This is a genomic window from Frankia sp. ACN1ag, from assembly GCF_001414035.1.
Taxonomy (GTDB): Bacteria; Actinomycetota; Actinomycetes; order Frankiales; family Frankiaceae; genus Frankia; species Frankia torreyi.
On record NZ_LJPA01000023.1, the window covers coordinates 66,192 to 90,396 of the forward strand.

The window sequence follows — 24,205 nt, forward strand, 5'->3', positions numbered from 1 at the left end:
TGTCACTCTCAATGTATAGCACACTGGGGGGCTTGCGGCAAGACCCGGGTCGTGCCGCAGAATCGCCGGCGAAGCCAGAACCTGTGGAATTCAGGGATTCGCGACGTGCGTGTGTTCGCGTGTGTGCGCGACCGGACCGGACCGTGCGGAGCCGCTGGCCGAAATGCAATCTCAATGAATGGGCGGTTCATGATTGACGTGATCATTGTCGGCGGCGGACCGACCGGTTTGATGCTGGCCGGCGAGTTGCGGCTGCACGGCGTGCACGCGCTCGTGGTGGACAGCGAGGCGGCGCCGACCGGGCACGCCCGCGCGCTGGGTCTGCACGTGCGCAGCATCGAGGTGCTGGACCAGCGCGGTCTGCTGGAGCGGTTCCTCGCGCTCGGCAAGCAGTACGCGGTCGGCGGTTTCTTCGCCGGCATCACCAGGCCGTGGCCGGACCGGCTGGACACCGCACATTCGTACATCCTCGGCATCCCGCAGAACAGCACCGAGCGTCTGCTGACCGAGCGCGCCACCGAGCTCGGCGCCGAGATCCGGCGCGGCACCGCACTGGTCGGACTGAGCCAGGACGAACACGAGGTGACCGCCGCGCTGGCCGACGGCACTCGGCTGCGCTCGCGCTACCTCGTCGGCTGCGACGGTGGACGCAGCACGGTGCGCAAGCTGCTCGGCGTCGGCTTCCCCGGCGAGCCGACCAGGGTCGAGACGCTGCTGGGCGAGGTGGAGGTGACCGTGCCGCCGGAGACGCTGGCCGCCGTGGTGGCCGACGTCCGCAGGACCCATGTGCGGTTCGGTGCCATTCCCATCGGCGACGGGGTGTACCGCATCATCGTGCCCGCCGAGGGGGTGGCCGAGAACCGCTCGGTCCCGCCGACCCTCGAGGAGTTCAGGCAGCGGGTGCGGGTGTTCGCCGGCACCGACTTCGGCGCGCACGCACCGCGCTGGCTCTCCCGCTTCGGCGATGCCACCCGGCAGGCCGAGAGCTATCGAACCGGCCGGGTGCTGCTGGCCGGCGACGCGGCGCACATCCACCCGCCGATGGGCGGCCAGGGCCTCAACCTCGGGATCCAGGACGCCTTCAACCTCGGCTGGAAACTGGCCGCCGAGATCGGCGGCTGGGCCCCGGAGGGGCTGCTGGACAGCTACCACACCGAACGGCACCCGGTCGCCGCCGACGTGCTGGACAACACCCGCGCACAGGCCGTGCTGCTGTCCCCCGAGCCGGGTCCGGCATCAGTGCGCCGGCTGGTGTCGGAACTGATGGATTTCGACGAGGTGAATCGATATCTGATCGAAAAGATCACTGCGATCGGGATCCGCTACGACTTCGGCGACGAGCATCCGCTCGTCGGCCGCCGGCTGCGGGATGTCGGGCTGAAGCGGGGTCGCCTCTACGGGCTGATGCACGGCGGCCGCGGACTGCTGCTCGACCAGACCGGCCGGCTTTCGGCGGCGGGGTGGGCAGATCGGGTCGACCACGTCGTCGACGTCAGCGGGGAACTGGACGTGCCCGCGGCGCTGCTGCGGCCGGACGGCCATGTGGCGTGGGTCGGTGACGATCAGCAGGATCTGCTCGACCAGCTCCCTCGGTGGTTCGGCGCCGCCGTGCCGCGGGACGCGTGGGTTGAGCCGCCCCCCGCTGGCCGGTGACCGGCCAGCGGGGGAGCGGTTCGAAGGTGCGTCAGCGCGGAAGCGACTTGTAGAAGACCAGGCCGTTGCCCTTGTTGTCGTACACCACGGCGCGGCGCTCGTGAGCGTCGTCGTAGGGGCCCTTCACGATGGCGCCGCCGTTCTCCTCGATCGCCTTGGCTGCGCCGTCGACGTCGTCGGTCTTGATGCCCACGACGACCTGGCCGGGTATGGGATGATCGACCGCGGTGGCCAGGGCGATGGTCACGGAGCCGCCGTCGAGAGCCGCGTAGTGGGCACCGTCGCGGAACTTCAGCGGGAAGCCGAGGGTCTCGGTGTAGAACTTGATCGATTCCTCGAGATCGTCCGTCGACAGGACGATCATCCGTACCTGCTGGTCGCTCATGGGTGCCTCCTAGGACCGGATCGGTTCGGCGACCCGCACCGGCGTGGCGCAGAACCGGTGGGTTCGCGGGTTCCGCGAGAGTCGGTACATCAACAACCTAGACCCTGACGGCCGTCGTGGAGCCGGAGTCGCGGGGCGCGTCCAGCACCCCGAGGGTGGCCCGATCATCGTCCCTGGCAGCGCCTCGCTGAACCACGGACTCTTCGACGCGGGCCTGATCGACCGCTATCACCCGCTCGTCTTCCCGCTGTTGCTCGGCGCGGGCAAGCGGCTGTTCAGCACCACGGACCAGGACACCCGGAAGCTGACGCTGGTCGAACACGGCGTCTACGCCAACGGCCTGCGGAAGAACGGCTTCGCCATGCCGCGGCGGGGTCTCGGCGCCGGCCGCGGGGCTGGTCGGCGAGGGGCGTTCCCTTGACAGGAGGCGCGACTGACTACAAGCTGGCAAAGTCTTAGCTAAACCTAACCTTATCTACGCGTGTGCCTACCTTATCGGCGCGGGCCGCCGGTGATCGGTGACTGCACGGGTTCCGCCCCGGGGACACACCCGACCCGTGGCTCCGCGCGGCATCGGACCGCCGCCCCGGTGCACCGAGCACAGATGGGAATGGTTGTGAGCCTGCGCTCTGAGGAACCTGTGCCGCCGGCCGGCTCGACCGAGCCGCCGACGACGCTCGAAGGCTGCAACGACGGCACCCTGCCCGCGCTGACCACGACCGTCGCCGATCTGTTCACCGCCCAGGTGCGACGCTCGCCGGACGCGGCCGCTCTCGTCGCCCCCGGAGTGCGGTTGACCTACGCCGAGCTCGGCGCCCGGGTGTTCCAGCTCGCCCGGGCGTTGCGGGCCCGCGGTCTCGGGCCGGAGGACGTTGTCGGCATCCGGCTGATCCGATCCGCGGAGATGGTCGTCGCGGTGCTGGCGGCCATGGTCGCGGGCGGGGCGTTCGTTCCGGTCGAGCCGGCCTGGCCCGAGCAGCGTCGCCGGCGGGTGTTGGCCGACGCGCGGGCCCGGCTGATCGTGACCGGCCCGGAGGCGCCGGCGCCGGCCGGCGGGCTGGTGGACGGGGTGTCGGCCGTGCCGGTCGAGCTGGGCGCCTGGGCCTGGGGCGCCGAATCGTCCGAGCCGCTCGACCTGCCGATCCTGCCCGCGGGGCTGGCATATGTGATCTTCACGTCCGGCTCGACCGGGACCCCCAAGGGGGCGATGATCCGGCACGACGCGATAGCCGAACGGCTGCGCTGGCAGGTGAGGGATCTGTTCGCCTTCGGCGCGGACGATGCGTCCCTGTTCAAGGCGCCGTTGTCGTTCGACATCTCGATCAACGAGATTCTGCTGCCGCTCGTCTGCGGCGGCCGGGTGGTCGTCGCGGAACCGGACGGTGAGCTGGATCCGGGATACCTGCTCAAGCTCATCGAGGGGGAGCGGGTCACCTTCGTCTACCTGGTGTCGTCGATGCTGGACATTCTGCTGGAGGCGGCGGAGGGGACGCCCGCGCTCAGCTCGCTGCGGCATGTGTGGTGCGGTGGCGAGGTGCTGACCCCCGCGCTTTTCGCGCGTTTCCGCGCTCAGGTCGACACCGCGCTCTACCACGGGTATGGCCCGGCCGAGACGACGATCGGTGTCTCGCACGTCATCTATCGGGACAGCGCCGAGCGTCTCGCCGCCTCGATCGGCCGACCCAATCCGCACACCCAGCTCCACGTCCTCGACGACGCGCTGACCCCCGTGCCCTCCGGCGCGGTCGGCGAGCTGTACGTGGCCGGTTTTCTGCTCGGCCGCGGTTACGTGCACAACGGGGCGCTGACCGCGTCGCGTTTCGTCGCCAACCCGTTTGCCGGTGACGGCGCGCGGATGTACCGGACCGGTGACCTCGCCCGCTGGAACAGCGCCGGCTGGCTGGAGTTCGTGGGCCGCGCCGACAACCAGGTGAAGATCCGCGGCATGCGGCTGGAGCTGGAGGAGGTCGAGGCGGCGCTGGCCGAGCACCCCCGGGTACGGCGGGCGGCGGTCGTGCTGTCCCGGGACGTCGCCGCGCCCCGCCTGCTCGCCTTCGTCGTGCCCGCCGTCGCCGTCGCCGAGGCCGTGGTCGCCGAGGCCGTGGTCGCCGAGGCCGAGCGGGCCGGGGGCGGGACGTTCGCCGACGAGGTGCTGGCCTGGTGCGCCGAGCTGCTGCCCCGGTACATGGTGCCGAGTGCCGTGACCGTGGTCGACACGCTCCCCGTCACCGCCGGCGGGAAGGTGGACCGCCGGGCACTGACGGTGTCGCCACCCTCGACCACCGACCGACTCCCAGCGCCTCACGGACTTACCGGCGCGGCGGGCTCCTGATCGTCGCGGCGCAACCGCCAGCCGCGCGCGCGTTCGCGTTCACGCCAGAACGCGGCGTACCGGCCGTCCCGGGCCAGCAGCTCGTCGTGCCGGCCGCACTCGACGACCCGGCCGCCGTCGAGGACGGCGATCTGGTCGGCTCGGACGATCGTGTCCAGCCGGTGCGCGATGATCAGGACAGTGCGGTCGGCGGCGAGCTCGGCCAGGGCGGCGTGTACGGCGGTCTCGTTCTCGGTGTCGAGGGAGGCCGTGGCTTCGTCGAGGAGCACGATCGGCGCGTCCTTGCACAGGGCCCGGGCGATGGCGACGCGTTGGCGTTCGCCGCCGGACAGCAGTCGGCCGCCCTCGCCGACGCGGCTGGCCCAGCCGTCCGGCAGCCGGGCGACGATCGCGTCAACCCGCGCGCGGCACGCCGCGTCGCGGACCTGCTCCGGGGTCGCGTCGGGGTTGCCGAAGCGGATGTTGTCCTCGACGGTGCCGTCGAGCAGGTAGACGTCCTGGAACACGAGCGCGATGTGGTTGAGCAGGTCGCGGCTGGTGAGGTCGCGGACGTCCACCCCGCCGATGCGCACCGAGCCGGAGCCGACGTCGTGGAAGCGGGCGATCAGCTTGGTGACGGTCGTCTTCCCCCCGCCGGAGGGGCCGACGAGCGCGGTGGTGCGCCCGGCCGGGATCGTCAGCGTCAGGCCGCTCAGCACCTCGGGACTCGTCCCCTCCTCGGGATCCGTCGCCTCGAGGCTCGGGCCGTGGGGGCTGCCGGGATAGGCGAAGTGGACGTCGGTGAGCTCGATCCCGCCCTGGTCGATCCGGCGGCCGGTCACGGGTTCCGGGAGCGGTTCGACCGCCAGGAGTTCGTCGATCCGCTGGGCGGAGGCCTGCGCGGAACGCACCGCGGCGCTGAGGCCGACCAGGGCGTCAAGCGGGCGGAGCAGGCTGATGCCCAGCACGACGAGGACGATCATCCGGGTCGGGCTGAGGTGATGGTGCGTGACCAGCGCGAGGCCGGCGAGGAACAGGGCCGTGAAGGCGAGCTGGATACCGAGCGCGCCGAGATACTCGCCCGGCAGGGAGCCGACGATCTCGCGCCGGGCGGCGCGGTGCTGGGCGGCCAGCGCCTCGTCCAGCGCGGCCCGGCCGGCGGCGGTGCTGCCGGTGGCCCGCAGCGTCGGCTGGGCGCCGGCGAACTCGACCAGCCGGCTGCCGGCCTCGACGGTCGCGGCGTGGTTGGCCGCCTCGGTGCGTTCGGTGAGGCGGCTGCCGATCGAGACGGCGACGAGCACGATCGGGACGGCGAGCAGCGCGGCGAGCCCCAGCCGCCAGTCGAAGCCGAGCATGAACACCCCGATCGTGACCGGGGTCAGGACCGCGCCGATCAGGGCCTCGGCGAGGAAGACGGTGGTGGCGACCCGTGCGACGTCCCCGATGATCAGCTGTGGGACCTGGCTGGCCGACGGACCGTCGAACCAGCCCAACGGCAAGGTCAGAAGCTTGTCACCGAGTCGTGCGTAGAGCGCGCGCCGCCAGGCCGAGGACAGCCGCAACGCCCGCGATCCCAGGTAGTAGTGCGCGCACCAGCCGGCCGCCGCCGCGGCGGTGAGCGGGATGAGCCACCAGGCCGCAGTGGCCGGGTGGCCGTCGATCAGGGCGGTCAGCAGCGGGACGAGCACTCCGAAGGCGACGCCCTCGCTGACGGCGTAGCCGGTCACGGCCGCCAGGTACCGGCCCAGCGGCCGGTGCTGGTCGGCCGGGACGAGGCCGCGCAGGTGCGCGGTCACGCCCGACCGCCCTGCTGGGCCCGCCAGAGCCGGGCGTAGCGTCCGTCGGTGGCGAGCAGCTCGTCATGGCGGCCGTGCTCGACCAGCCGGCCGTCGTCGAGGACCAGGATCTGGTCGGCCTCGGTGACCGTGTACAGGCGATGTGCGATCACGAGCAGGGTCCGGCCCGCGGCCAGCTCGGCCAGCGCGTCCTGGATCGCGGCCTCCGAGTCGGGGTCGGCGAACGCGGTGGCCTCGTCGAGGAGCACGATCGGCGTCCCGGCCAGCAGGGTGCGGGCGATCGCGACCCGCTGCGCCTCCCCGCCGGAGAGGTGCGCGTCCTCGCCGACCACCGAGTCGTAGCCGCGCGGCAGTGCGAGGATGCGGTCGTCGACGGCCGCCGCGCGGGCGGCGGCGCGCACCGCCTCGTCGGACGCCTCGGGAACGGCCAGGGCGATGTTGTCGCGGATCGAGCGGCGCAGCAGGACGACGTCCTGCAGCAGGAACGCGACATTGCGGTACAGCTCGTCCCGGTCGATGTCGCGCAGGTCGACCCCGCCCAGCCGGATGGCGCCACCGGTGACGTCGGCGAAGCGGGCCAGCAGCATCGCCAGCGTCGACTTCCCGGCCCCGGACGGGCCGACCAGTGCCGTCACCGTGCCCGGCCGGAGCGTCGCGCTGACGCCGCGCAGGACACCGGGGCCGTCCGGGTAGCGGAAGTGGACGTCGTCGAGTTCCACCGTCAGTGGGGTGCCCACCGGGCGGGCGCGGGCGGGCTCGAGAACGGGCTGGCGGGGTTCGCGCAGCAGGTCGCCGATGCGGACCGCCGCGTCCCGGGAGCGTTCCCGCAGGTCCTGGGCCAGGTAGATCGGGGTGATCTGGTCGAACAGCCCGACCCCGAGGAGGGCGAAGGCCACGAGGTCCACCGGATCGCTCCACCCGGCGGCAACCAGCCCGGTGCCGACGGCAGCGACCGCGAACAGGATGGTCGCCGGGGCCACCGTCGCCCGGGCCACCCCGCGGGGCCGCAGGAAGATGCGCTGGGCCTGCTCGTCGGCATCGACATACTCGGCCGCGGCGGCGGTGAACCGGGGCGCGCCCCGGCCGCGGGCGAACGCCTTGACGACGCTGATGCCCCGGACTGTCTCGAGCACGGCCGCGGTCAGCTCGTTGTTGGCCGCGGCGATCCGGCTGACCTGATCGGTCGCCCGGACCGCGAGCCGCATGCGGATCGCCTGGGCCGCGGCGACGAGCGCCACCGTGACCAGTGCCAAGGGCCAGTCGACCCAGAGGAGGTAGCCGACCACCACCGCCGGGCCGGCCACCGCCGAAGCCAGGTCGCCGCGAGCGTGGGCCACCGCGTGATGCAGCGTCGCCACGTCGTCCTGCACCGTCGCGCGCATCCGGGCCGAGACCCCGCCGGCGAACCAGCTCAGCGGCAGCGCGCTCACCTGCTCGGTCAGGCGCCGACGCAGCAGGTAGGCGAGGTCCGCGTCGGCGAGATGACTGAGCAGGCCCGCCGCGGCGTAGAGCGCGAAGCGCGCCACGAGCAGGCCGACCGCGAGCCAGGCCAGCGGCCACACCGACTGCCCCGGCCCGCTCAGCAGCCGGCGCGCGATCTCCACCAGCGCGACTGCCGGGGCGATCGCCAGCACCGTGGCCAGAGCCTGCAGTGCGGCCGCCAGCGTGATGCGACCGCCGACGGGACGTCGCAACTCGGCCAGGTCGAGCGCGGCGCTGCCGGTCGCCATCAGGTGGAGTGGGCCCACGGCGCGGCCGGAGCCCCCCTCGACGAGTGGGACGTGGCGGGTCGCGGCACTAGATCACTCCTCCCAACCGACCTCGAGGCACTAGGTAGGAAAGGTTAACCTAATCCACCGGATGCGGGAAGGCGGATGGGTACCTGGCGGACCCGGTGGTCCTGCCGTCGGGGCCCGCCTACGGAGCCTGGTCGCCCTGTCCATGGGTTGACGAGTTCGGTCAACTTAGGTTAGCTATACCTAACATTCTGGACAAGCAATCTGCCTGCTGTTTCCGACCATGCGGGCACGCCGCGGCACGCGGATGATCGCCACAATCGAGAAAGTTGTGCTGGTGCGAAAAAGACTGAAGCTGTTGGCTGCGGTGTTCATGGCCGTCGCGGCGCTGGTCGTTGCGGCCGGCTGCGGCAGCGGCGGCGGTGGCGACGACGGCGGTGGCGACGACGGCGGGACGGCCGCGTCGGCGAGCGCGGCAACGAGTGTCTTTCCGGTGACGCTGAAGAACAAGTTCGGCACCACGGTCATCAAGTCCCAGCCGAAGCGGGTCATTGCACTCAGCTACGAAGAGGACACTCTGGCGACGCTTGGCCTCACACCGATCGCGTACGGGAAGAACGAGTACAAGCCTGACGGCGTCTTTCCCTGGCTTGCGGGGAAGATCGACCTGTCGAAGAGCGCCGCCCTCGACACCAGCGGCGACCTCAACCTCGAGCAGATCGCCGCGCTGCGCCCCGACCTGATCCTGGCCACGAACTTCTACAGCCTGGCCGACTACTACGACCGGCTCTCCAAGATCGCGCCGACCGTCGGCTATACCGACGACGCCGGCATCGCGACCTGGCAGGAGAACAGCACCATCGTCGGCAAGGCCGTCGGCCGGGACGCCGACGTCCAGAAGGCGATCGCCGCAACCACAAAGATCATCCAGGGGGTCAAGGGCGACCTGCCCGGCCTGGTCGGCAGGACGTTCAGCTACTCCTTCTACTACGAGCCCGGCGGTCTGGCGGTCATCGACGACCCGAAGACGGTGTCGGTGCAGCTCTACGGCGAGCTCGGCATGAAGCTCGCGCCCGGTGTGACGACCAGCGTGGTCGACCGCTCGCTGAGCATGGAGAAGCTCGGCGCCCTGGACGCCGACTTCATGCTGATCGGGTACGCCACCCCGGCACTGAAGACCGAGATGAACGCCAACAAGCTGTTCACCGAGATTCCGGCGGTCAAGGCGGGCCGGGTCCTGCAGGTGGATGCCTTCACCGCCGGCGCGGTCAACAACCCGACCATCCTCAACATCCCGTGGCAGCTCGACCAGCTCAAGCCGACCCTCACCAAGGTCACCGCGACCGGCTGATCCGCCCTCGTCCCGACCCGGGCTCGTGCGGCACGCGCTCGTCACCGCGCGCCGCACGAGCCCGCTTCGACCCGCGAGACTTTTCCGATCAGCGCGACGCCAGCTCGCCGAGCTCGCCGCTGCGCCCGGCTCCGGCTCCGGTCCTGGCCGCCTGCGCCTCGGCGCTGCGCGCGGCCACCGACTGCACCAGTTCGCCGGCCCGGATCGCGATGTTGGACAGCAGCGTCGAGGAGATTCCGTGCGAATGCTCGGTGGCGCCGAGCACATACAGGTCGGCGCCGGAGTCGGGCCCGGTCATCAGGCGGTAGTCGCGGCCGATGAGCAGCCGGCCGGCGGCGTCGTCGAGGCAGTGCTCGGCCATCGTGCCGAGAATGCGCCGCGTGTCCCGGGATCGGTATCCGGTGGCGAAGACGATGACGTCGGCCTCGATGGTCTCGCGCTGTCCGGTCGGCATGAACTCGACGTCGACGGCGACGCCGTCGTCGAGCCGGCGCAGGTCCGCCAGCCGGGAGGCACGCATGATGCGCAACCGCTCCCGGCCGTGCACCTTCTCCTGGTAGACGCGGCGGTACAACTCGTCGATGAGGCCGATGTCGACCACCGAGTAGTTCGTGCTTCGGTGATAGGCGTTGAGCATCTCCTTCACCGGGGTCGGGGACTCGTAGAAGTCATCGACGGCGGCCGGGTCGAAGATCTGGTTCGCGAACGCGCTGTTGTCCGCCGGGCTGTATCCGTAGCGGGCGAAGACGGCCATCACCTCCGCCTGCGGATATCGGGTGTGCAGGAACTCGGTGACCTCGGCCGCGCTCTGTCCCGCGCCCACGACGACGAACCGCTGGCGCACCGCAGCGGGCATGTCGGCCACCCGGTTCAGCAGGTCGTAATTGTGCCAGACTCGCTCGCCCAGCTCGATGCCGGGCGGCAGGCTCGGTTCGAGCCCGACGGCGACGACGACGTTGCGGNCCCGACGGACGATCGTCTCGCCGGTGTCGCCGCGCACGCTGACGACGTCGATCAGCGCGATCTCACCGCCCACCAGCACGGGCCGTAGGTCGACCACCCGGGTGTCGTATTCGACCATGTCGTCCACCCGGTGGGCGGCCCATTCCAGGTAGTCGTGGAATTCCTGGCGCAGCGGGAACATGGTCTTGTGGTTGATGAAGTCGACCAGTCGGTTCCGTTCGTGCAGGAAGGAAAGATAGCCGAAGTCGCTGACCGGATTGCGCAGCGTCACCAGGTCTTTGAGATAGCAGACCTGCATGGTGGCTCCTTCGAGGAGCATGCCGCGGTGCCAACCGAAGCGGGGTTGTTGCTCCAGAAACGACACCCGTAGTGCTGCCGCGGGGGACACGGTCGCGTTGTGTTCCCTGGCGGCGATCGCCAGAGCCAGGTTCGAAGGACCAAAACCGACTCCGACGATGTCCCAAATGCCGAGGTCTGCGGACGCCGGACGTCTTGCCACAGCCGATCCTCCGGTCTCCGGGCGCACCGACTAACCGTCGGTAGCAAAATTGGCGCGCTCAGTAATTTTAAGTAAACCTAACTTATCTTCCGAGGGTCGCCGTGACGTGTCAAGCGGTCTGCCGGCGCCGACGCGGCGATGCCCTGGCGGTCGGGGCCGCCGAATCGACGACCTTTCGATGATGTTGATCGGTGATCGCCGCCCGGCGCGGATGGCGGGCGGGCGGGGCTCTGGACGCGACGGGCGTTGCCGGGCTAGCGTCCGGCTCAATAAAGTTAGCCTAGCCAAAGTTAGGCTGACTTAACCATCGACAGATTGCGAGGCGAGAAGTGCGGATAGTGGCGAAGTGCAGATAGTGGCGGAGGGCGGGCCGCTCGCGCTAACCCCGGCCGCCGTGACGGCGTCCACGGCGCCGCCGGCCCGGATCGGCCCACGTGGCCGGCACTCGGGGCGCGTCCGCCTGGCGGGCCTGGCGGCGGCGGTGCTCGCGCTGGCCGGGATGTGCCTGCTCAGCCTGTGGGTAGGCGCAAACCATCTGCCGTTCGCCGTGGTCTGGCGGGTGCTGTGGCACGACGACGGCTCGTCGGCCGCCACCATCGTGCACGATCTGCGGATCCCTCGCACCCTGCTCGGCCTGGCGGTCGGCGCCGCGCTGGGGGTGGCCGGCGCGCTCACCCAGGCGCTGACCCGCAACGACCTGGCCGAACCGGGGCTGCTCGGCGTCAACATGGGGGCCTCCGCCGCTGTCGTCGTGGGGATCTCGGTGTTCGGTGTGACGAGCCCGGCCGGCTACGTGTGGTTCGCCTTCGTCGGTGCCGGGGTCACCTCGGTAGCCGTCTTCGCGATCGGTTCGGCCGGTCGCGGTGCCGCGACACCGGCCACCCTGGTGGTGGCGGGCGCGGCGGCGACCGCCCTGCTCGGCGCGTTCGTCAACGCCGTCCAACTGCTCGACGTCACGACGTTCGACCAGATGCGGTTCTGGGACGTCGGCTCCCTGTCCGCGCCGGGCGCCCCCGCCCTCGCGGCCACCTGGCCGTTCATCGTGGTCGGCATCCTGCTGGCGGTCGGCCTCGCCCGCCCGTTGAACGCACTCGCCCTCGGTGACCAGTCCGCCCACGCGCTGGGCGCCCACCCACACCGGGCCCGGGCGAGAGGAGCGCTCGCCATGGTCCTGCTGTGTGGGGCGGCGACCGCCGCCGCTGGTCCGATCACCTTCGTCGGCTTGGCCGTCCCGCACGCGGCGCGGGCGATCGCCGGGCCGGACCACCGGTGGGTCCTGCCGTACTCCGGCGTACTCGCCGCGATCCTGCTGATCGGGGCGGACCTGGTCGGGCGGGTGATCATCGCCCCGGGGGAACTGCGGGTCGGGGTCGTCGCCGCCTTCGTCGGCGCGCCGGTCTTCATCGCGTTGTGCCGCCGAGCCCGCCTGGCCCAACCGTGACGGGCCCCGCGCTCGGCGGCTTCGCGCCGGCCGGCGAGCCGCGCTGGCCGTCGGGCCGCCAGCGGGTCCGGCGGTTCGGCGGCGATGCCGTGTCCGTGCGGATCTCGCCGCGGGCCGTCGCGGTCAGCGTCGGGCTCGGCGTGGTGATCGTGGCCGCCGGGCTGGTGGCGTTGACCACGGGCGACTACCCGATCCCGGTCGGGGATGTGGTCCGCGCCCTGCTCGGGCACGCCGACGGCGGGACGGACTTCGTCGTCAACTCCCTGCGGCTGCCCCGCCTGGTGACCGGCTTGCTGGTGGGCGCCGCGCTGGCGCTGAGCGGATCGATCTTCCAGAGCGTGTCGAACAACCTGCTCGGCAGCCCGGACATCCTCGGATTCACCACCGGCTCGGCCACCGGGGCGCTCGTCGTCCTGCTGGTGCTGCGCGGAAACGCGGCGGAGGCGTCGCTCGGCGCGGTGGCCGGCGGCCTGCTCACCGGCGCGCTGGTCTACGCGCTGTCCCGCCGCCACGGGCTGGCCGGACCGCGCCTGATCCTGATCGGGATCGCGGTCGGCGCGCTGCTCATCTCGGTCAACTCCTACCTGATCACCCGGGCGACACTGGCCGCCGCGGTGGCCGCCCAGGTGTGGCTGATCGGCAGCCTGAACAGTCGGGGGTGGGACCAGGCCTGGCCGCTGGCCCTCGCCCTGGTGATCCTGATGCCCGTCGCCCTGTTCCACGGCCGGCGGCTGGCCTACCTGGAGATGGGCCGGGAGACCGCCCAGACGCTCGGCGTGGACGTCGAGCGCAGCCGGCTCCTGCTGCTCGCGGTGGGAGCGGCGCTGGCCGCCACGGCGACGGCCGCCGCCGGGCCGGTCGGGTTCGTCGCGCTCACCGCGCCGCCGCTGGCTCGCCGGCTCACCGCCGCGCCGGCGCCGCCGCTGGTATCGACCGCGCTCGCGGGAGCCGCGCTGGTCGCGGTCGGCGACCTCGCGGCCCAACGCCTGTTCGCCCCCGTCCAGCTGCCGGTCGGCGTGGCCACCGGTGCCGTCGGTGGGGTGTATCTCGCCGCCCTGCTGCTTCGGCGGCGGGCGTGACGGGCGTGACGGGCGTGACGGGCGTGACGGGCGCGGTCGGCGCGTCGGTCCGGCTGGACGGGACGCCCGCGAAGAGGTTGACGTTGCGCAGGTACTTAGGTTAGCTATACCTAATATGTCGGGTGGACGGTCACCGCCCGCCGTCGCCGATCACACGGGCTGCGGGCCTTCAGCCCGTCGCCCCGACCCGTGGCCCACCAGCCCGGGCGGTGTGGTCGGACGACGCGGGCCTGATCCAGTCAAGGGCGGTGCGCGTGAACGGCTCGACCGGCAGCCGGCTGCTGTGGACGCGGCTGCGCGGGCTACGGGGCGAGCTGATCCTCGGCGCGTTGGCCACGGTGGTCCAGCAGGCGGCGATGCTCGCCCTGCCCTGGTGCGTCCAGCGCGCACTCGACCGCGGCATCACCGCGCGCTCGATGCACGGCACGGTCACCTGGGTCGTCCCCACGCTGCTGGTCGCCGTGGCGTTCATGCTGGGTGGCATCGGCGGCCTGTGGTGGTCGGGCCGGGCCGCCGCCCGCGTCGCCCACGGGCTGCGCGCGTCGATCGTCGCGCGGGTGGCGGCCTTCGACCGGCCCGCCCTCGCCCGCTACGGCCACGGTGATCTGGCGATGCGGGCCACCCGCGACGTCGACCTGGTTCGGCTGTGGGTGCAGAGCCTGGCCATCTGGGTCCGGATCGTGGTCACGGTCGTCGTCGTGCTGCCCGCGTTCGCCCTGCTCGACCCGTTGCTGCTGGTCATCGGGGTCGTGACGATCCCGCTGGTGGCGCTGGCGAACGCGTACTTCCCCGGCCGGTTCGACGCGGCCAACACGGGCCTGTCGGAGGCGTTCGGCGCCCGGGCCGACGCGGTGGACGACCTGCTGTCGGCCAGCGCGGCGGTGCGTGGCCTGGGCGGCGAGTCGGCGCTGGTGCGCCGCCATCACGACCGCAGCGCCGCCCTCACCGACCACACGATGGCCACCGCGCGCGTCTCCGCGTCCTGGACCGCCGTCCCGCCGGCCGTCCCCCGCCTCGCGATCGCGGCGGGCCTGGCCAGCGGGGGGACGGCCGCCCTGCACGGCGACCTCACCGTCGGCGGCCTGGTCGCCTTCACCTCGTGGATGACCACCCTGACGCTGGCCGTCACGATCGCGGTGGATCTGCTCTCCTCGCGTGGCCAGGCCCGTGTCGCGGCCGCCCGGATCGCCGAGATCCTCGACACGCCGGTCAGCGACGACGACCCGGTGGACGCCGAGACCCCACCGGCGGGCGGTGCGTTGGTGGCCCGGGGCGTGACGGCCGTCCGCGCCGGGCGCCGGGTGCTCGGTCCGGTCGACCTGCACGTCGCTCCCGGCGAGTTCGTCGCGGTGACCGGCCCGACCGGCAGCGGCAAGACCACCCTCGCCCGCGTGCTGTGCCGGCTGGAGGACCCGGCCACGGGCGTGGTCAGCCTCGGCGGGGTCGACCTGCGGCGGGTCACCCGGGTCGAGCTGGCCGGCCGGATCGGCCTGGTGCCGCAGCGGCCGCTGATCCTGGCCGGGACGGTCGCGGACAACCTTCGCGTCGGTCGGGCGGTCGAGTTCTCGGCGCTGCGCGCGGCCTGCGAGGTCGCCGCGGTCGACGAGTTCGTGGCCAGCCTGCCCGACGGGTTCGACACGGCGCTGGGGGAGCGCGGCGCGACGGTGTCCGGCGGTCAGGGCCAGCGCCTCGCCCTGGCCCGTGGCCTGATCGGCCGGCCGGGCGTGCTGATCCTCGACGATGTCACCGCGGCGGTGGATGCCGCGACCGAGGCCACCATCCTCGCCCGGCTGCGGGCGTGGGCGCCCGAGGTCGCGCTCGTGGTGATCTCGCACCGCCCGTCCGTGCTCGCCGTCGCCGACCGGGTGATCCGGCTCGGGACGGACGGCACGCCGACCGCCCAGGACGGGGCCGCCGGGCCTGCCGGCGCGGCCGCGGACCCGGCCGAGGGCACCGGAGATGATCACATCGTCGGGGTGGGAGGCGTCAGTGGCTGAGGTCCGGATGCTGGCCGAGGAACCGTCGACGGCGGGGGTGTTCCGGCGCTTCTGGCCCTACCTGCGCCCGCATCGTGTGATCATGACCGTCGCGTTGCTGGCCAGCGTCGCCAGCACGGCCGCGGTGGTGGCCGTCGCCGCGGCCATCGGGTGGGGCGTCGACGCGGTGACCGCCGGCGACCGATCCCGGCTGTGGTGGGCTGTCGCCCTGCTGACCGCGGTGGTCCTGGCCCGCCTGGTCATGCTGCGCTGGTCGGAGATCCTGCTCTCCGACGCCGGCGAACGGACGATCCGCGGTCTGCGTGACCTCGTCGTCGAACGCCTCGCCCGCGCCCCGCTGCGCTTCATCGAGGCCCACCGCACCGGCGACCTGCTACGCCGCTCGACCGGCGAGATCGCGGACCTGACGCTGTTCCTGCGCGACCAGCTCCCCAACCTGCTCGGCGTCACCCTCACCATCGGACTGACGACGGTGATGCTGCTGGTGTACTCGTGGCTGCTGTCACTGCTGCTCATCGCCCTGTTCCTGCCGATCGCGATCGCCGTGCTGGCCTGGTTCAACCGGGCCTCCCCGGAGACGTTCGGCCGGCAGGCGGCGGCGGACGCGGCGATGACCGCGACCTTCACCGAGTCGCTCACCGCCCAGGAGGCGCTGGTCGCGCCGGGGCGGCCGGACGAGTGGGTCCGGCGGTTCCGGGCCGACAACGACGAACTGCTGGCGGCGAACGACCGGGCCGTCGCCGTCCAGAGCCGGTTGGAGCTGTTCGGGCTGCTCGAAGGGCTGGCCACGGCGGCGCTGCTGCTGCTCAGCGTCTGGCTGGTGCGGGCGGGGCAGCTCAGCGTCGGCACCGTCGTCGTGTTCGTGCTCGCCACGCGCAACCTGTTCGAGAGCATGCTCACCCTGTCGGGGCTCGCCGGCCAGGCCCAGCTCGCCCGGGTCGGCCTCGCCCGGCTGGTCGACCTGCTGGACGCGCTGCCGCCGGCCGACCCGCCGCCGGCTTCGTCGCCGGCTCCCGACCTGCCGCCGCGGGGCGACCTGGTCGCCGAGCGCCTCCGCTACGCCTACGCGCCGGGGGCGGACGTGGTGCGCGACGTCTCGGTCGCCTTCCCGGCCGGCGACCGGGCGAGCCTGGTAGGCGTCACCGGATCCGGCAAGACCACGCTGGCCAAGCTCCTCACCGGGCTCTACGAGCCGGATACGGGCTCGGTGAGCTACGGCGGGATCGATCTGCGGACCGCGTCGCCGGAGCAGGTCCGGGCGCGCATCGTCCTCATCCCGCAGCAGGTGCACATCATCACCGGCACGCTGGCCGAGAACCTGGCGCTCGCCCCGGGAACGCCGGACCGGGCGGCGATGGCGCGGGCGGTCGAGCTGCTCGGCCTGACCGAGTGGGTCGCCCGGCTGCCCGGCGGGCTCGACGCCGACCTGGGGACGCGCGGCGAGCGACTGTCCGCCGGCGAACGGCAGATCGTCGGGCTACTGCGGGCCGCGCTGGTCGACCCGCCGGTGCTGCTGCTCGACGAGGCCACCGCCGACCTCGACCCGGAGGTGGCCGGCCGGCTGGAGACCGCCGTCGATCGGCTCCGGTCGGGCCGGACGCTGGTCGTGATCGCGCACCGCCCGGCCACCATCGCCCGGTTGCCGCGGACCGTCCGCGTCGAGGCCGGCCGCCTGAGGTAACCCCCCGCGGGTCGTTTGCACGTACGAGCTGGGGTTTTTGCCTGATAAGGCTGGACGCGCCCCAGTAATTTAGGTAAACCTAACCTTAGACACCATCTCAGGCCGCAGACCCGAGGAGACGGGAACCGCATGTCGACGAACCCGTTCGATGACGAAAACGGCAGCTTCTACGTCCTGGTCAACGCCGAGGGCCAGCACTCGCTCTGGCCGACCTTCGCGCCGGTTCCGGCGGGCTGGCGGACGGTGCACGACGCCGCCAGCCGGACGGCCTGCCTGGAGTACGTCGAGGCCACCTGGACCGACCTGCGCCCGGCCAGCCTGGTCGCCCGGATGGCGGCCGACCAGCCCGCCGACCGAGGGTCCGACCAGTCCGCCGAGGCCGGGCGGGAACACCGCGACGGAGCCGAATCCGGCGTGTCCCGGTGACAGCGCCGCTGGTCTACCACGAGCGGACGGTGCGCCTCACCGGCGACCCGCTCGCGGCGGCGGCCCGCCTCGGGCGCGGCGCCGAGGCGCCGTACACCGTCTACGAGCGCGACGGCGAGTGGTGCTTCGGCTCGGGTGTCCTGGCCGAGATCGTTCTGTCGTGGGACGAGATCCGCTACCGGTTCGGCGGCGGCTGGCGCGTCGAGCCGGTCGGCGCCGCGCCGCTGCGGGCCCTGGCCGGCGTGCTGGCGAGCGTCCCGGTGGTGGACTGGCGGGCGTGCGGCTGGGCCGGTTTCGAGCTCGGTTCCCGGATCGCGGGCCTGCCCGGCCCGCAGTCGGCCGAGTCGCTGGTCCACCTGATCATTCCGGCCCGGGAGGTGCGGCTGACGGCGGCGGGGGCGACCCTGCGCGCCGCCGACCCGGCCGACCTGGACCTCCTGGCCGAGGCGCTGGCCACCGCGCCTGCCCTCACCGGCACCGGCGCCCTCACCGGCACCGGCGCCCTCACCGGCACCGGCGCCGCCGCCAGCACGGGTGCCGCCGCCGACGAGGCGGCGCGGCTGAGCCCGCTGGCCGACCTCGAGCACGGCGCCGACGACTACCGGCAGGGCGTCGCCCGCGCCGTCGAGGACATCCGGGCCGGCCGGCTGCGCAAGGTGATCCTCTCCCGGGTCATCCCGGTCGACGGCGAGATCGACCTCATCGCGACGTACGAGCGGGGTCGGCGGGGCAACACCCCCGCCCGGTCCTTCCTGCTCGACCTCGGCGGCGTGCGCGCGGCCGGGTTCAGCCCGGAGACCGTCGTCGAGGTCGCAGCGAGCGGCCAGGTCTCCACCCAGCCGCTGGCCGGCACCGCGGCCTTCGACGGCGGGCGGGTCGACGGCGGCGAGGCCGACCGGGCCCGCCGGGAGGCGCTGCGCACCGACCCCAAGGAGATCTACGAGCACGCGGTGTCGGTGCAGGTGGCCCAGGAGGAGCTGCGGCGGGTGTGCCAGCCGGGGACGCTGGTCGTCGACGAGTTCATGGCCGTGCTCGAACGGGGCAGCGTCCAGCACCTGGCCTCGCGCGTCAGCGGCCGGCTGGCGCCCGGCCGCGACGGCTGGGACGCGTTGGCCGCCGTCTTCCCGTCCATCACGGCCACCGGCGTCCCGAAGGCAGCCGCCCTCGCCGTGATCAGGCGGGCCGAGCCGCAGCCGCGCGGCCTCTACAGCGGCGCCGTGATCAGTGTCGCCGCGGACGGCTCGCTCGACGCCGCCCTTGTCCTGCGCACGGCCTTCCAGCGCGACGGGCGGACCTGGCTGCGCGCGGGGGCGGGCGTCGTCGGCGCGTCGCGCCCCGAGCGGGAGCTGGAGGAGACCCGCGAGAAACTGCGCAGCGTCAGCCGTTTTCTGGTGGCGGCGCCGGCGGCCGGACCGGACCGGGAGGCGCTGCGGCGCACGGTCGCCGGTCTGCTGGAGGAGGACCCGGCCGACGTCGGCGACGAGGACAACCTGTTCGAACGCGGACTGGAGTCGATCGCGCTGATCCAGGCGGTCGGCGCCTGGCGGCGGGCCGGCCTGGAGGTCAACTTCGCCGAGCTCGCCGAGAACCCGACCCTCGACGCGTGGTTCAAGCTGCTGGCCGGCCGGCTCTCGGCCGCCGCGCCGGCCGCCGAGGGCGGCGCCGCCGGTGACGGGCCGCCGCAGCCGGCCGCGGCGAGGCCGGATCCGCCCGCGGCGGACGGCGGGGAGTTCCCGTTGGCGCTCATGCAGCACGCCTACTGGGTTGGCCGCGATCCAGGGCAGCCGCTCGGCGGCGTCGCCGCCCACCTCTACAGCGAGTTCGACGGGCGGGGCGTCGAGCCGGACCGGCTGGCCGCCGCGATCGAACGGCTCATCTCCCGGCACGAGGCGTTGCGGACCCGGATCACCGACAACGGCGGCCAGGTCGTCGAGGAGCGGTCGGGCTGGCGCGGGCTGACCGTGCACGACCTGCGCGACCTCGACGAGGACGTCGCCGCGGCCCGGCTTGCGGCCGTGCGCGACACGCTGTCCCACGAGATGCTCGACATCGAACGCGGGGAGGTCTTCGCGACCGCGCTCAGCCTGCGCCCGGGCGGCGCGACCCGGTTCCACCTCGACGTCGACATGGTCGCCGCGGACGCCGTCAGCTACCGCGTCCTGCTGGCCGACCTGGCGAACCTCTACGGCCGCCCGGACGAGGTGGCGTCCGCGCCGGCATACACCTACCGGCGGTACCGGGCCGAGCACACCGCGGGCCGGCAGGCGCAGGCCGAACGGTCCCGGCGCGCCTGGCGTGACCGCCTGCCCAGCCTGCCCGGGCCGCCCGAACTCGCGCTCGCGTCGCCGCTGGCCGCCGTCGGCGCCACGGCCGAGCCGCGGGTGTCCCGGCGGCACTTCCGGCTGCCCGAGCAGGCCCGCGTCGCGCTGGGGCAGGCGGCCCACCGCCGCGGCCTCACCCCGGCGATGGCCGTGGCGACCGCGTTCGCCGAGGTGCTCGGCGGCTGGAGCACCCAGCCCCGGTTCCTGCTGAACGTCCCGTTGTTCGACCGCGAGCAGGTGCACCCCGACGTCGACCGGGTGGTGGGCGACTTCACCAGCTCGGTGCTGCTGGAGATCGACCTCACCGACCGGGTCCCGTTCGTCGAGCGGGCCCGCCGGGTCCAGACCCGGCTGCACGCCGACGCCGCCCACGCCGGCTTCTCCGGCGTCGAGATCCTGCGCGAGGCGGGCCGGGCGCGCGGCGAGCGGGTGCTGGCCCCGGTCGTGTTCACCAGCGCCCTGGGCCTCGGTGAACTGTTCGACCCCGCCGTGCGCCGCGAGTTCGGCGACCCGGCGTGGATCATCTCGCAGGGGCCGCAGGTCCTGCTCGACGCCCAGATCACCGAGCTCGACGGGGGCCTGCTGGTCAACTGGGACGTCCGCGAGGACATCTTCGCGCCCGGTGTGGTCGACGCGATGTTCGCCGCCTTCGAACGACTGGTGCATGACCTGGCCACCCCCAGGCCGCTCGAGGCCGGCACGAGGTCGGCCGGCACCAGTTCGGCCGGCATCAGGTCGGCCGGCATCAGGTCGGCCGGCGAGGCGGGGGACGGCTCGGTCTGGGACCGGCCCGTCGACGGGCTGCTCGACGAGTCGGTGCGCGCGGTGCGCGACCGCGTCGGCGCCGTCGCGGGGCCGGCGTCCACCCGCCTGCTCCACGAGGGGTTCTTCGCGCTGGCCGAGCGCAGGCCCGGCGCGCCGGCGCTGGTGTGGGGGGCGACGGGCGAGCCGGCCGGCTCGCTGTCCTACGGCGAGCTCGCCGCGCGGGCCCGGGCGGTCGCGGGCAGGCTCGCCGCCCGCGGCGTGCGGCCCGGCGACCTGGTCGCCGTCAGCCTGCCCAAGGGGCCGGCGCAGGTCGTCGCCGTCCTGGGCGTGCTGGCGGCGGGCGCCGCCTACGTACCGGTCGGGGTGGAACAGCCGCCCGCGCGGGTCGCTCGGATCGCGGCGACCGCCGGCTTCAGCATCGTGATCACTTCGCCGGCCCGCACGCGGTGGCCCGACGGGGTGACCCCGCTCGGCCTGGACGGCACTCCCGGCGAGCCCGCCGAGACGGCGTCCGACCGCCTCGTCCTCGCCGCGGCGGACGACCCGGCCCGGCTGGGCGAACCCGCCTACGTGCTGTTCACCTCCGGTTCCACCGGCCAGCCGAAGGGCGTCGAGGTCGGTCACCGGGCGGCGATGAACACCCTCGACGACCTGACCGAGCGGCTCGGACTCGGCCCGGACGACCGGACGCTGGCCGTCTCTGCCCTCGACTTCGACCTGTCGGTCTTCGACCTGTTCGCGCCGCTGTCCGTCGGCGGCGCCGTGGTGCTGGTCGACGAGGACTCCCGGCGCGAGGCCGCCCGCTGGGCCGAACTCGTCGCCGAGCACCGGGTCACGATCCTCAACTGCGTCCCGGCCGTGCTCGACCTGATCCTCACCGTGGCCGGCGGGGCGGGCGAGCTCGGGGACAGCCTGCGGGCGGTGCTGCTCGGCGGGGACCGGGTCGGCGTCGACCTGCCGGCCCGGCTCGCCGCGGCCGTCCCCGGCTGCCGGTTCCTGGGCCTCGGCGGCACGACCGAGACCGCGATCCATTCCACCGTGTGCGAGATCGTCGGGGGCGGTCCGGTGCCGGCGCAGTGGCGTTCGGTGCCCTACGGCACGCCGCTGCGCAACGTCGCGCTGCGGGTCGTCGACGCTCTCGGCCGGGACTGCCCCGATCACGTCGCCGGCGAGCTGTGGATCGGCGGCGCCGGGGTCGCCCGCGGCTACCTCGGCGACCCCGAGCGCACGGCCGACCGGTTCGTCACCCACGCGGGCGCCCGCTGGTACCGCACCGGGGACCTGGCCCGCTACCTGCCCGACGGCACCGTCGAGTTCCTGGGCCGTCGCGACCAGCAAGTCAAGATCCGCGGCTTCCGGGTCGAGCTGGGCGAGGTCGAGGCCGCGCTGCTGGCCCTGCCGGGCGTGCGGGCCGGCGTGGTCGCGCTGATCGGCGGCGGGGCCGGCCGGCCGGCCCCGCTCGGGGCGCTCGTCGTCGGCGATCCGGGAGCCGATCCGGCGGACGGTCCGGCGGCGGTCCGCGCGGGCCTGCGCGGCCTGCTGCCGCCGCACATGGTGCCCGACCGTGTCGTCGCGGTGCCGGAACTCCCGCTCAGCGCCAACGGGAAGGTCGACCGTAGGGCGGCCGCCGAGCTGCTGGAGCGGGAGGACTGCGGCCCCCGGCCGCAGTCCTCCCCGCCGCGTTCCGACCTGGAAAAGATGATCATGATGGTCTGGCGGGAGGTGCTGGGCGGCGACGCGTTCGGGGTGACCGACGAGTTCTTCGCGCTCGGCGGCGACTCGGTGCTGGCCACCCGCGTCGTCACCCGCCTGCGCGACGAGCTTGACACCGGTGAGGTGTCGGTCCGCATGCTGTTCGGCGCGCCGACGGTGGCCTCGTTGGCGCAGCGCATGCGCGCCGCCGAGATCGCACCCGGGCGTCTCGACCGCGTCGCGTCGATCGCCTGGGAGATCGCTGGTCTGTCCGACGACGAGATCGCGGTGCGGCTGGGCGCCGGCGCCGGCCTCGTGGGCGACGGCGCCGGCACCATCGGGGCCGAGCGATGATCCGCCGGTCGCTGACCGGCCCGGCCTCGCCGACCGCGGTGGACGGCTGGGTGCCCTGGCCGGCCGAGTTCGGGCGCCGGTACGCCGCCGAGGGCTACTGGCAGGGCGAGCCGCTCGGCGAACGGCCGCGGGACTGGGCCCGGCGGTTCGGTCCGGCGACCGCCCTCGTCGCCGGGCCGCCCACCCAGCCAGTCCGGCTCTCCTACGCCGAGCTCGATCGGGCCGTCGACGATCTGGCGGCCGGGCTCGCCGGGCTCGGCCTCGCCGCCGGCGACCGCGTCCTGATCCACCTGCCGAACCGGATCGAGTTCGTGACGTTGCTGTTCGCGCTGCTGCGGCTGGGGGCGATCCCAGTGCTGGCGCTGCCCGCCCACCGCCGCGTCGAGATCGAGCATCTCGCCCGACTGTCCGGCGCGGTGGCCTACGCGATCCCCGACAAGCACGAGGGTTTCGACCACCGCGCGCTCGCTCGGGAGATCGTGGCGGCGGTCCCGGCGGTGCGCCATGTGCTGGTGGCCGGCGACGCCGGTCCGTTCCCCGGGATCGACGCGCTCGCGGCCGCGGGCGCCGCCGCCCGCGCGGGCCGACCCGTGGGGCCGGCGGCGCCCCCCGACCCGGCCGGCGTCGCGCTGTTGCTCATCTCGGGCGGCACGACCGGAAAGCCCAAGCTGATCCCGCGTACCCACTGGGACTACGCCTACAACGCCTCGGCCAGCGCCGGGCTGTGTGGGCTGACCGGCGAGGACGTCTACCTGGTTGCGCTGCCGGCCGCCCACAACTTCCCGCTGGCGTGCCCGGGCGTCCTCGGGGCGCTCGGCGTCGGCGCGACGGTGGTCCTGGCGCCCTCGCCCAGCCCGGAGACCGTCTTCGAGCTCATCGCCCGCGAGCGGGTGACGGTCACCGCGCTGGTGCCGGCGCTCGCCCGCCTCTGGGTGACCGCTGCCGCGTGGGAGCGGCCCGACACCGTGAGCCTGCGCCTGCTCCAGGTCGGCGGCGCCCGGCTGGACGCCGAGCTGGCCCGGCGCATCCGGCCGACCCTCGGCGCCACCGTCCAGCAGGTGTTCGGCATGGCCGAGGGCCTGCTGAACTTCACCCGCCTCGACGACGGCGACGAGATCGCCTGCACCACCCAGGGCCGGCCGCTCGCGGCGGCGGACGAGATCCGCATCGTCGACCGTGACGGGGCGGACGTCGCCGCGGGAACCGTCGGCGAGCTGTGGACCCGCGGCCCTTACACGGTGCGGGGCTACTACCGGGCCGCCGAGCACAACGCGACCGCGTTCAGCCCGGACGGCTTCTACCGCACCGGTGACCTGGTTCGGCTCACAGCGAGTGGCAACCTCGTCGTCGAGGGGCGGATCAAGGACGTGATCAACCGGGGCGGGGAGAACGTCTCCGCCACCGAGCTCGAGGAGCACCTGCTCACCCACCCCGCGGTCGCCCAGGCCGCCGTCGTCGCGGCGGCGGACGAGCAGGTCGGCGAGAGCGTCCGCGCGGTGATCGTCACAGCGCCCGGCGCGGCGGTGACGTTGCGCGCCCTCAAGGCGCACCTGCGCGAGCGGGGCCTCGCCCGGTTCATGCTTCCCGACCTGCTCACGGTCGTCGACGAGCTCCCCCTCACCCCCGTCGGCAAGATCGACAAGCGCGAGCTGCGCCGCCGCCTCGGCTAGCGCCCCCTCGCGCGTGCCTCCGCGGTCCTGCGGATCCAGACGCCGTCTCGAAGCCGCACCACCGAAGCCGCACCACCGGAAGGAC

Annotated in this window: 14 protein-coding genes and 2 pseudogenes; 11 read left to right on the top strand and 5 right to left on the bottom strand. The window is 73.4% G+C overall.

What is annotated here, in order from left to right; all coding sequences use genetic code 11:
• The first annotated feature begins 189 nt into the window (after positions 1-189).
• Positions 190-1,653: a rifampin monooxygenase gene (rox, locus tag UK82_RS20300; protein WP_055408770.1), complete on the top strand. Its 1,464-nt coding sequence runs from the start codon at positions 190-192 to the stop codon at positions 1,651-1,653.
• Positions 1,654-1,684: 31 nt separating this feature from the next.
• On the opposite strand, the gene UK82_RS20305 is transcribed toward rox, so the two are convergent.
• Positions 1,685-2,038 carry a VOC family protein gene (locus tag UK82_RS20305; protein WP_044887077.1) on the bottom strand — a complete coding sequence of 118 codons (354 nt, stop codon included), beginning with the start codon at positions 2,036-2,038 and terminating at the stop codon, positions 1,685-1,687.
• Positions 2,039-2,186: 148 nt separating this feature from the next.
• On the opposite strand from UK82_RS20305, the pseudogene UK82_RS20310 reads away from it, so the two are divergent.
• Positions 2,187-2,459, top strand: a pseudogene (locus UK82_RS20310) (dihydrofolate reductase family protein); the annotation flags it as partial.
• Between the two features lie 195 nt (positions 2,460-2,654).
• Entirely contained in the window at positions 2,655-4,370 is a 1,716-nt protein-coding gene (locus tag UK82_RS20315) for an amino acid adenylation domain-containing protein (protein WP_396230601.1), read from the top strand.
• Here the strand turns inward: UK82_RS20315 and UK82_RS20320 are convergent.
• Both UK82_RS20320 and UK82_RS20325 read right to left on the bottom strand, forming a co-directional pair.
• Positions 4,340-6,145 carry an ABC transporter ATP-binding protein gene (locus UK82_RS20320; RefSeq protein ID WP_055408744.1) on the bottom strand — a complete coding sequence of 602 codons (1,806 nt, stop codon included), beginning with the start codon at positions 6,143-6,145 and terminating at the stop codon, positions 4,340-4,342. The genes UK82_RS20315 and UK82_RS20320 overlap by 31 nt on opposite strands.
• A complete protein-coding gene (locus UK82_RS20325; RefSeq protein WP_236706198.1) occupies positions 6,142-7,893 on the bottom strand; it encodes an ABC transporter ATP-binding protein in 1,752 nt (583 codons plus the stop codon). The genes UK82_RS20320 and UK82_RS20325 overlap by 4 nt, the downstream gene beginning before the upstream one ends.
• A 325-nt stretch (positions 7,894-8,218) precedes the next feature.
• Here UK82_RS20325 and UK82_RS20330 point away from each other — a divergent pair, with 325 nt between their 5' ends.
• Entirely contained in the window at positions 8,219-9,232 is a 1,014-nt protein-coding gene (locus tag UK82_RS20330; protein WP_236706199.1) for an iron-siderophore ABC transporter substrate-binding protein, read from the top strand.
• 88 nt (positions 9,233-9,320) lie between these two features.
• Here the strand turns inward: UK82_RS20330 and UK82_RS38975 are convergent.
• The coding region (locus tag UK82_RS38975; protein ID WP_236706200.1) for a SidA/IucD/PvdA family monooxygenase at positions 9,321-10,194 on the bottom strand (874 nt) is incomplete at its 5' end.
• Between the two features lies 1 nt (position 10,195).
• Positions 10,196-10,694, bottom strand: a pseudogene (locus UK82_RS38980) (SidA/IucD/PvdA family monooxygenase); the annotation flags it as partial.
• A gap of 346 nt (positions 10,695-11,040) precedes the next feature.
• Between UK82_RS38980 and UK82_RS20340 the strand changes: the two are divergent.
• From UK82_RS20340 to UK82_RS20370, 7 genes are all read left to right on the top strand, one after another.
• Positions 11,041-12,135: an iron ABC transporter permease gene (locus tag UK82_RS20340; RefSeq protein WP_083507280.1), complete on the top strand. Its 1,095-nt coding sequence runs from the start codon at positions 11,041-11,043 to the stop codon at positions 12,133-12,135.
• Positions 12,132-13,214 (top strand): iron chelate uptake ABC transporter family permease subunit, encoded by a 1,083-nt coding sequence (locus tag UK82_RS20345; RefSeq protein ID WP_055408750.1) that lies wholly within the window; start codon positions 12,132-12,134, stop codon positions 13,212-13,214. Before UK82_RS20340 ends, UK82_RS20345 begins: the two co-directional genes overlap by 4 nt.
• Positions 13,215-13,468: 254 nt before the next feature.
• A complete protein-coding gene (locus UK82_RS20350) occupies positions 13,469-15,211 on the top strand; it encodes an ABC transporter ATP-binding protein (RefSeq protein ID WP_083507283.1) in 1,743 nt (580 codons plus the stop codon).
• Positions 15,204-16,892, top strand: a complete 1,689-nt coding sequence (locus UK82_RS20355) for an ABC transporter ATP-binding protein (RefSeq protein WP_044887084.1) — start codon at positions 15,204-15,206, stop codon at positions 16,890-16,892. Before UK82_RS20350 ends, UK82_RS20355 begins: the two co-directional genes overlap by 8 nt.
• A gap of 129 nt (positions 16,893-17,021) precedes the next feature.
• On the top strand, positions 17,022-17,318 hold the full coding sequence (locus UK82_RS20360; RefSeq protein WP_044887085.1) for an MbtH family protein: 297 nt from the start codon (positions 17,022-17,024) through the stop codon (positions 17,316-17,318).
• Entirely contained in the window at positions 17,315-22,450 is a 5,136-nt protein-coding gene (locus UK82_RS20365; RefSeq protein ID WP_083507281.1) for a salicylate synthase, read from the top strand. The genes UK82_RS20360 and UK82_RS20365 overlap by 4 nt, the downstream gene beginning before the upstream one ends.
• A complete protein-coding gene (locus tag UK82_RS20370; protein ID WP_044887086.1) occupies positions 22,447-24,120 on the top strand; it encodes a (2,3-dihydroxybenzoyl)adenylate synthase in 1,674 nt (557 codons plus the stop codon). The genes UK82_RS20365 and UK82_RS20370 overlap by 4 nt, the downstream gene beginning before the upstream one ends.
• Positions 24,121-24,205 lie beyond the last annotated feature (85 nt).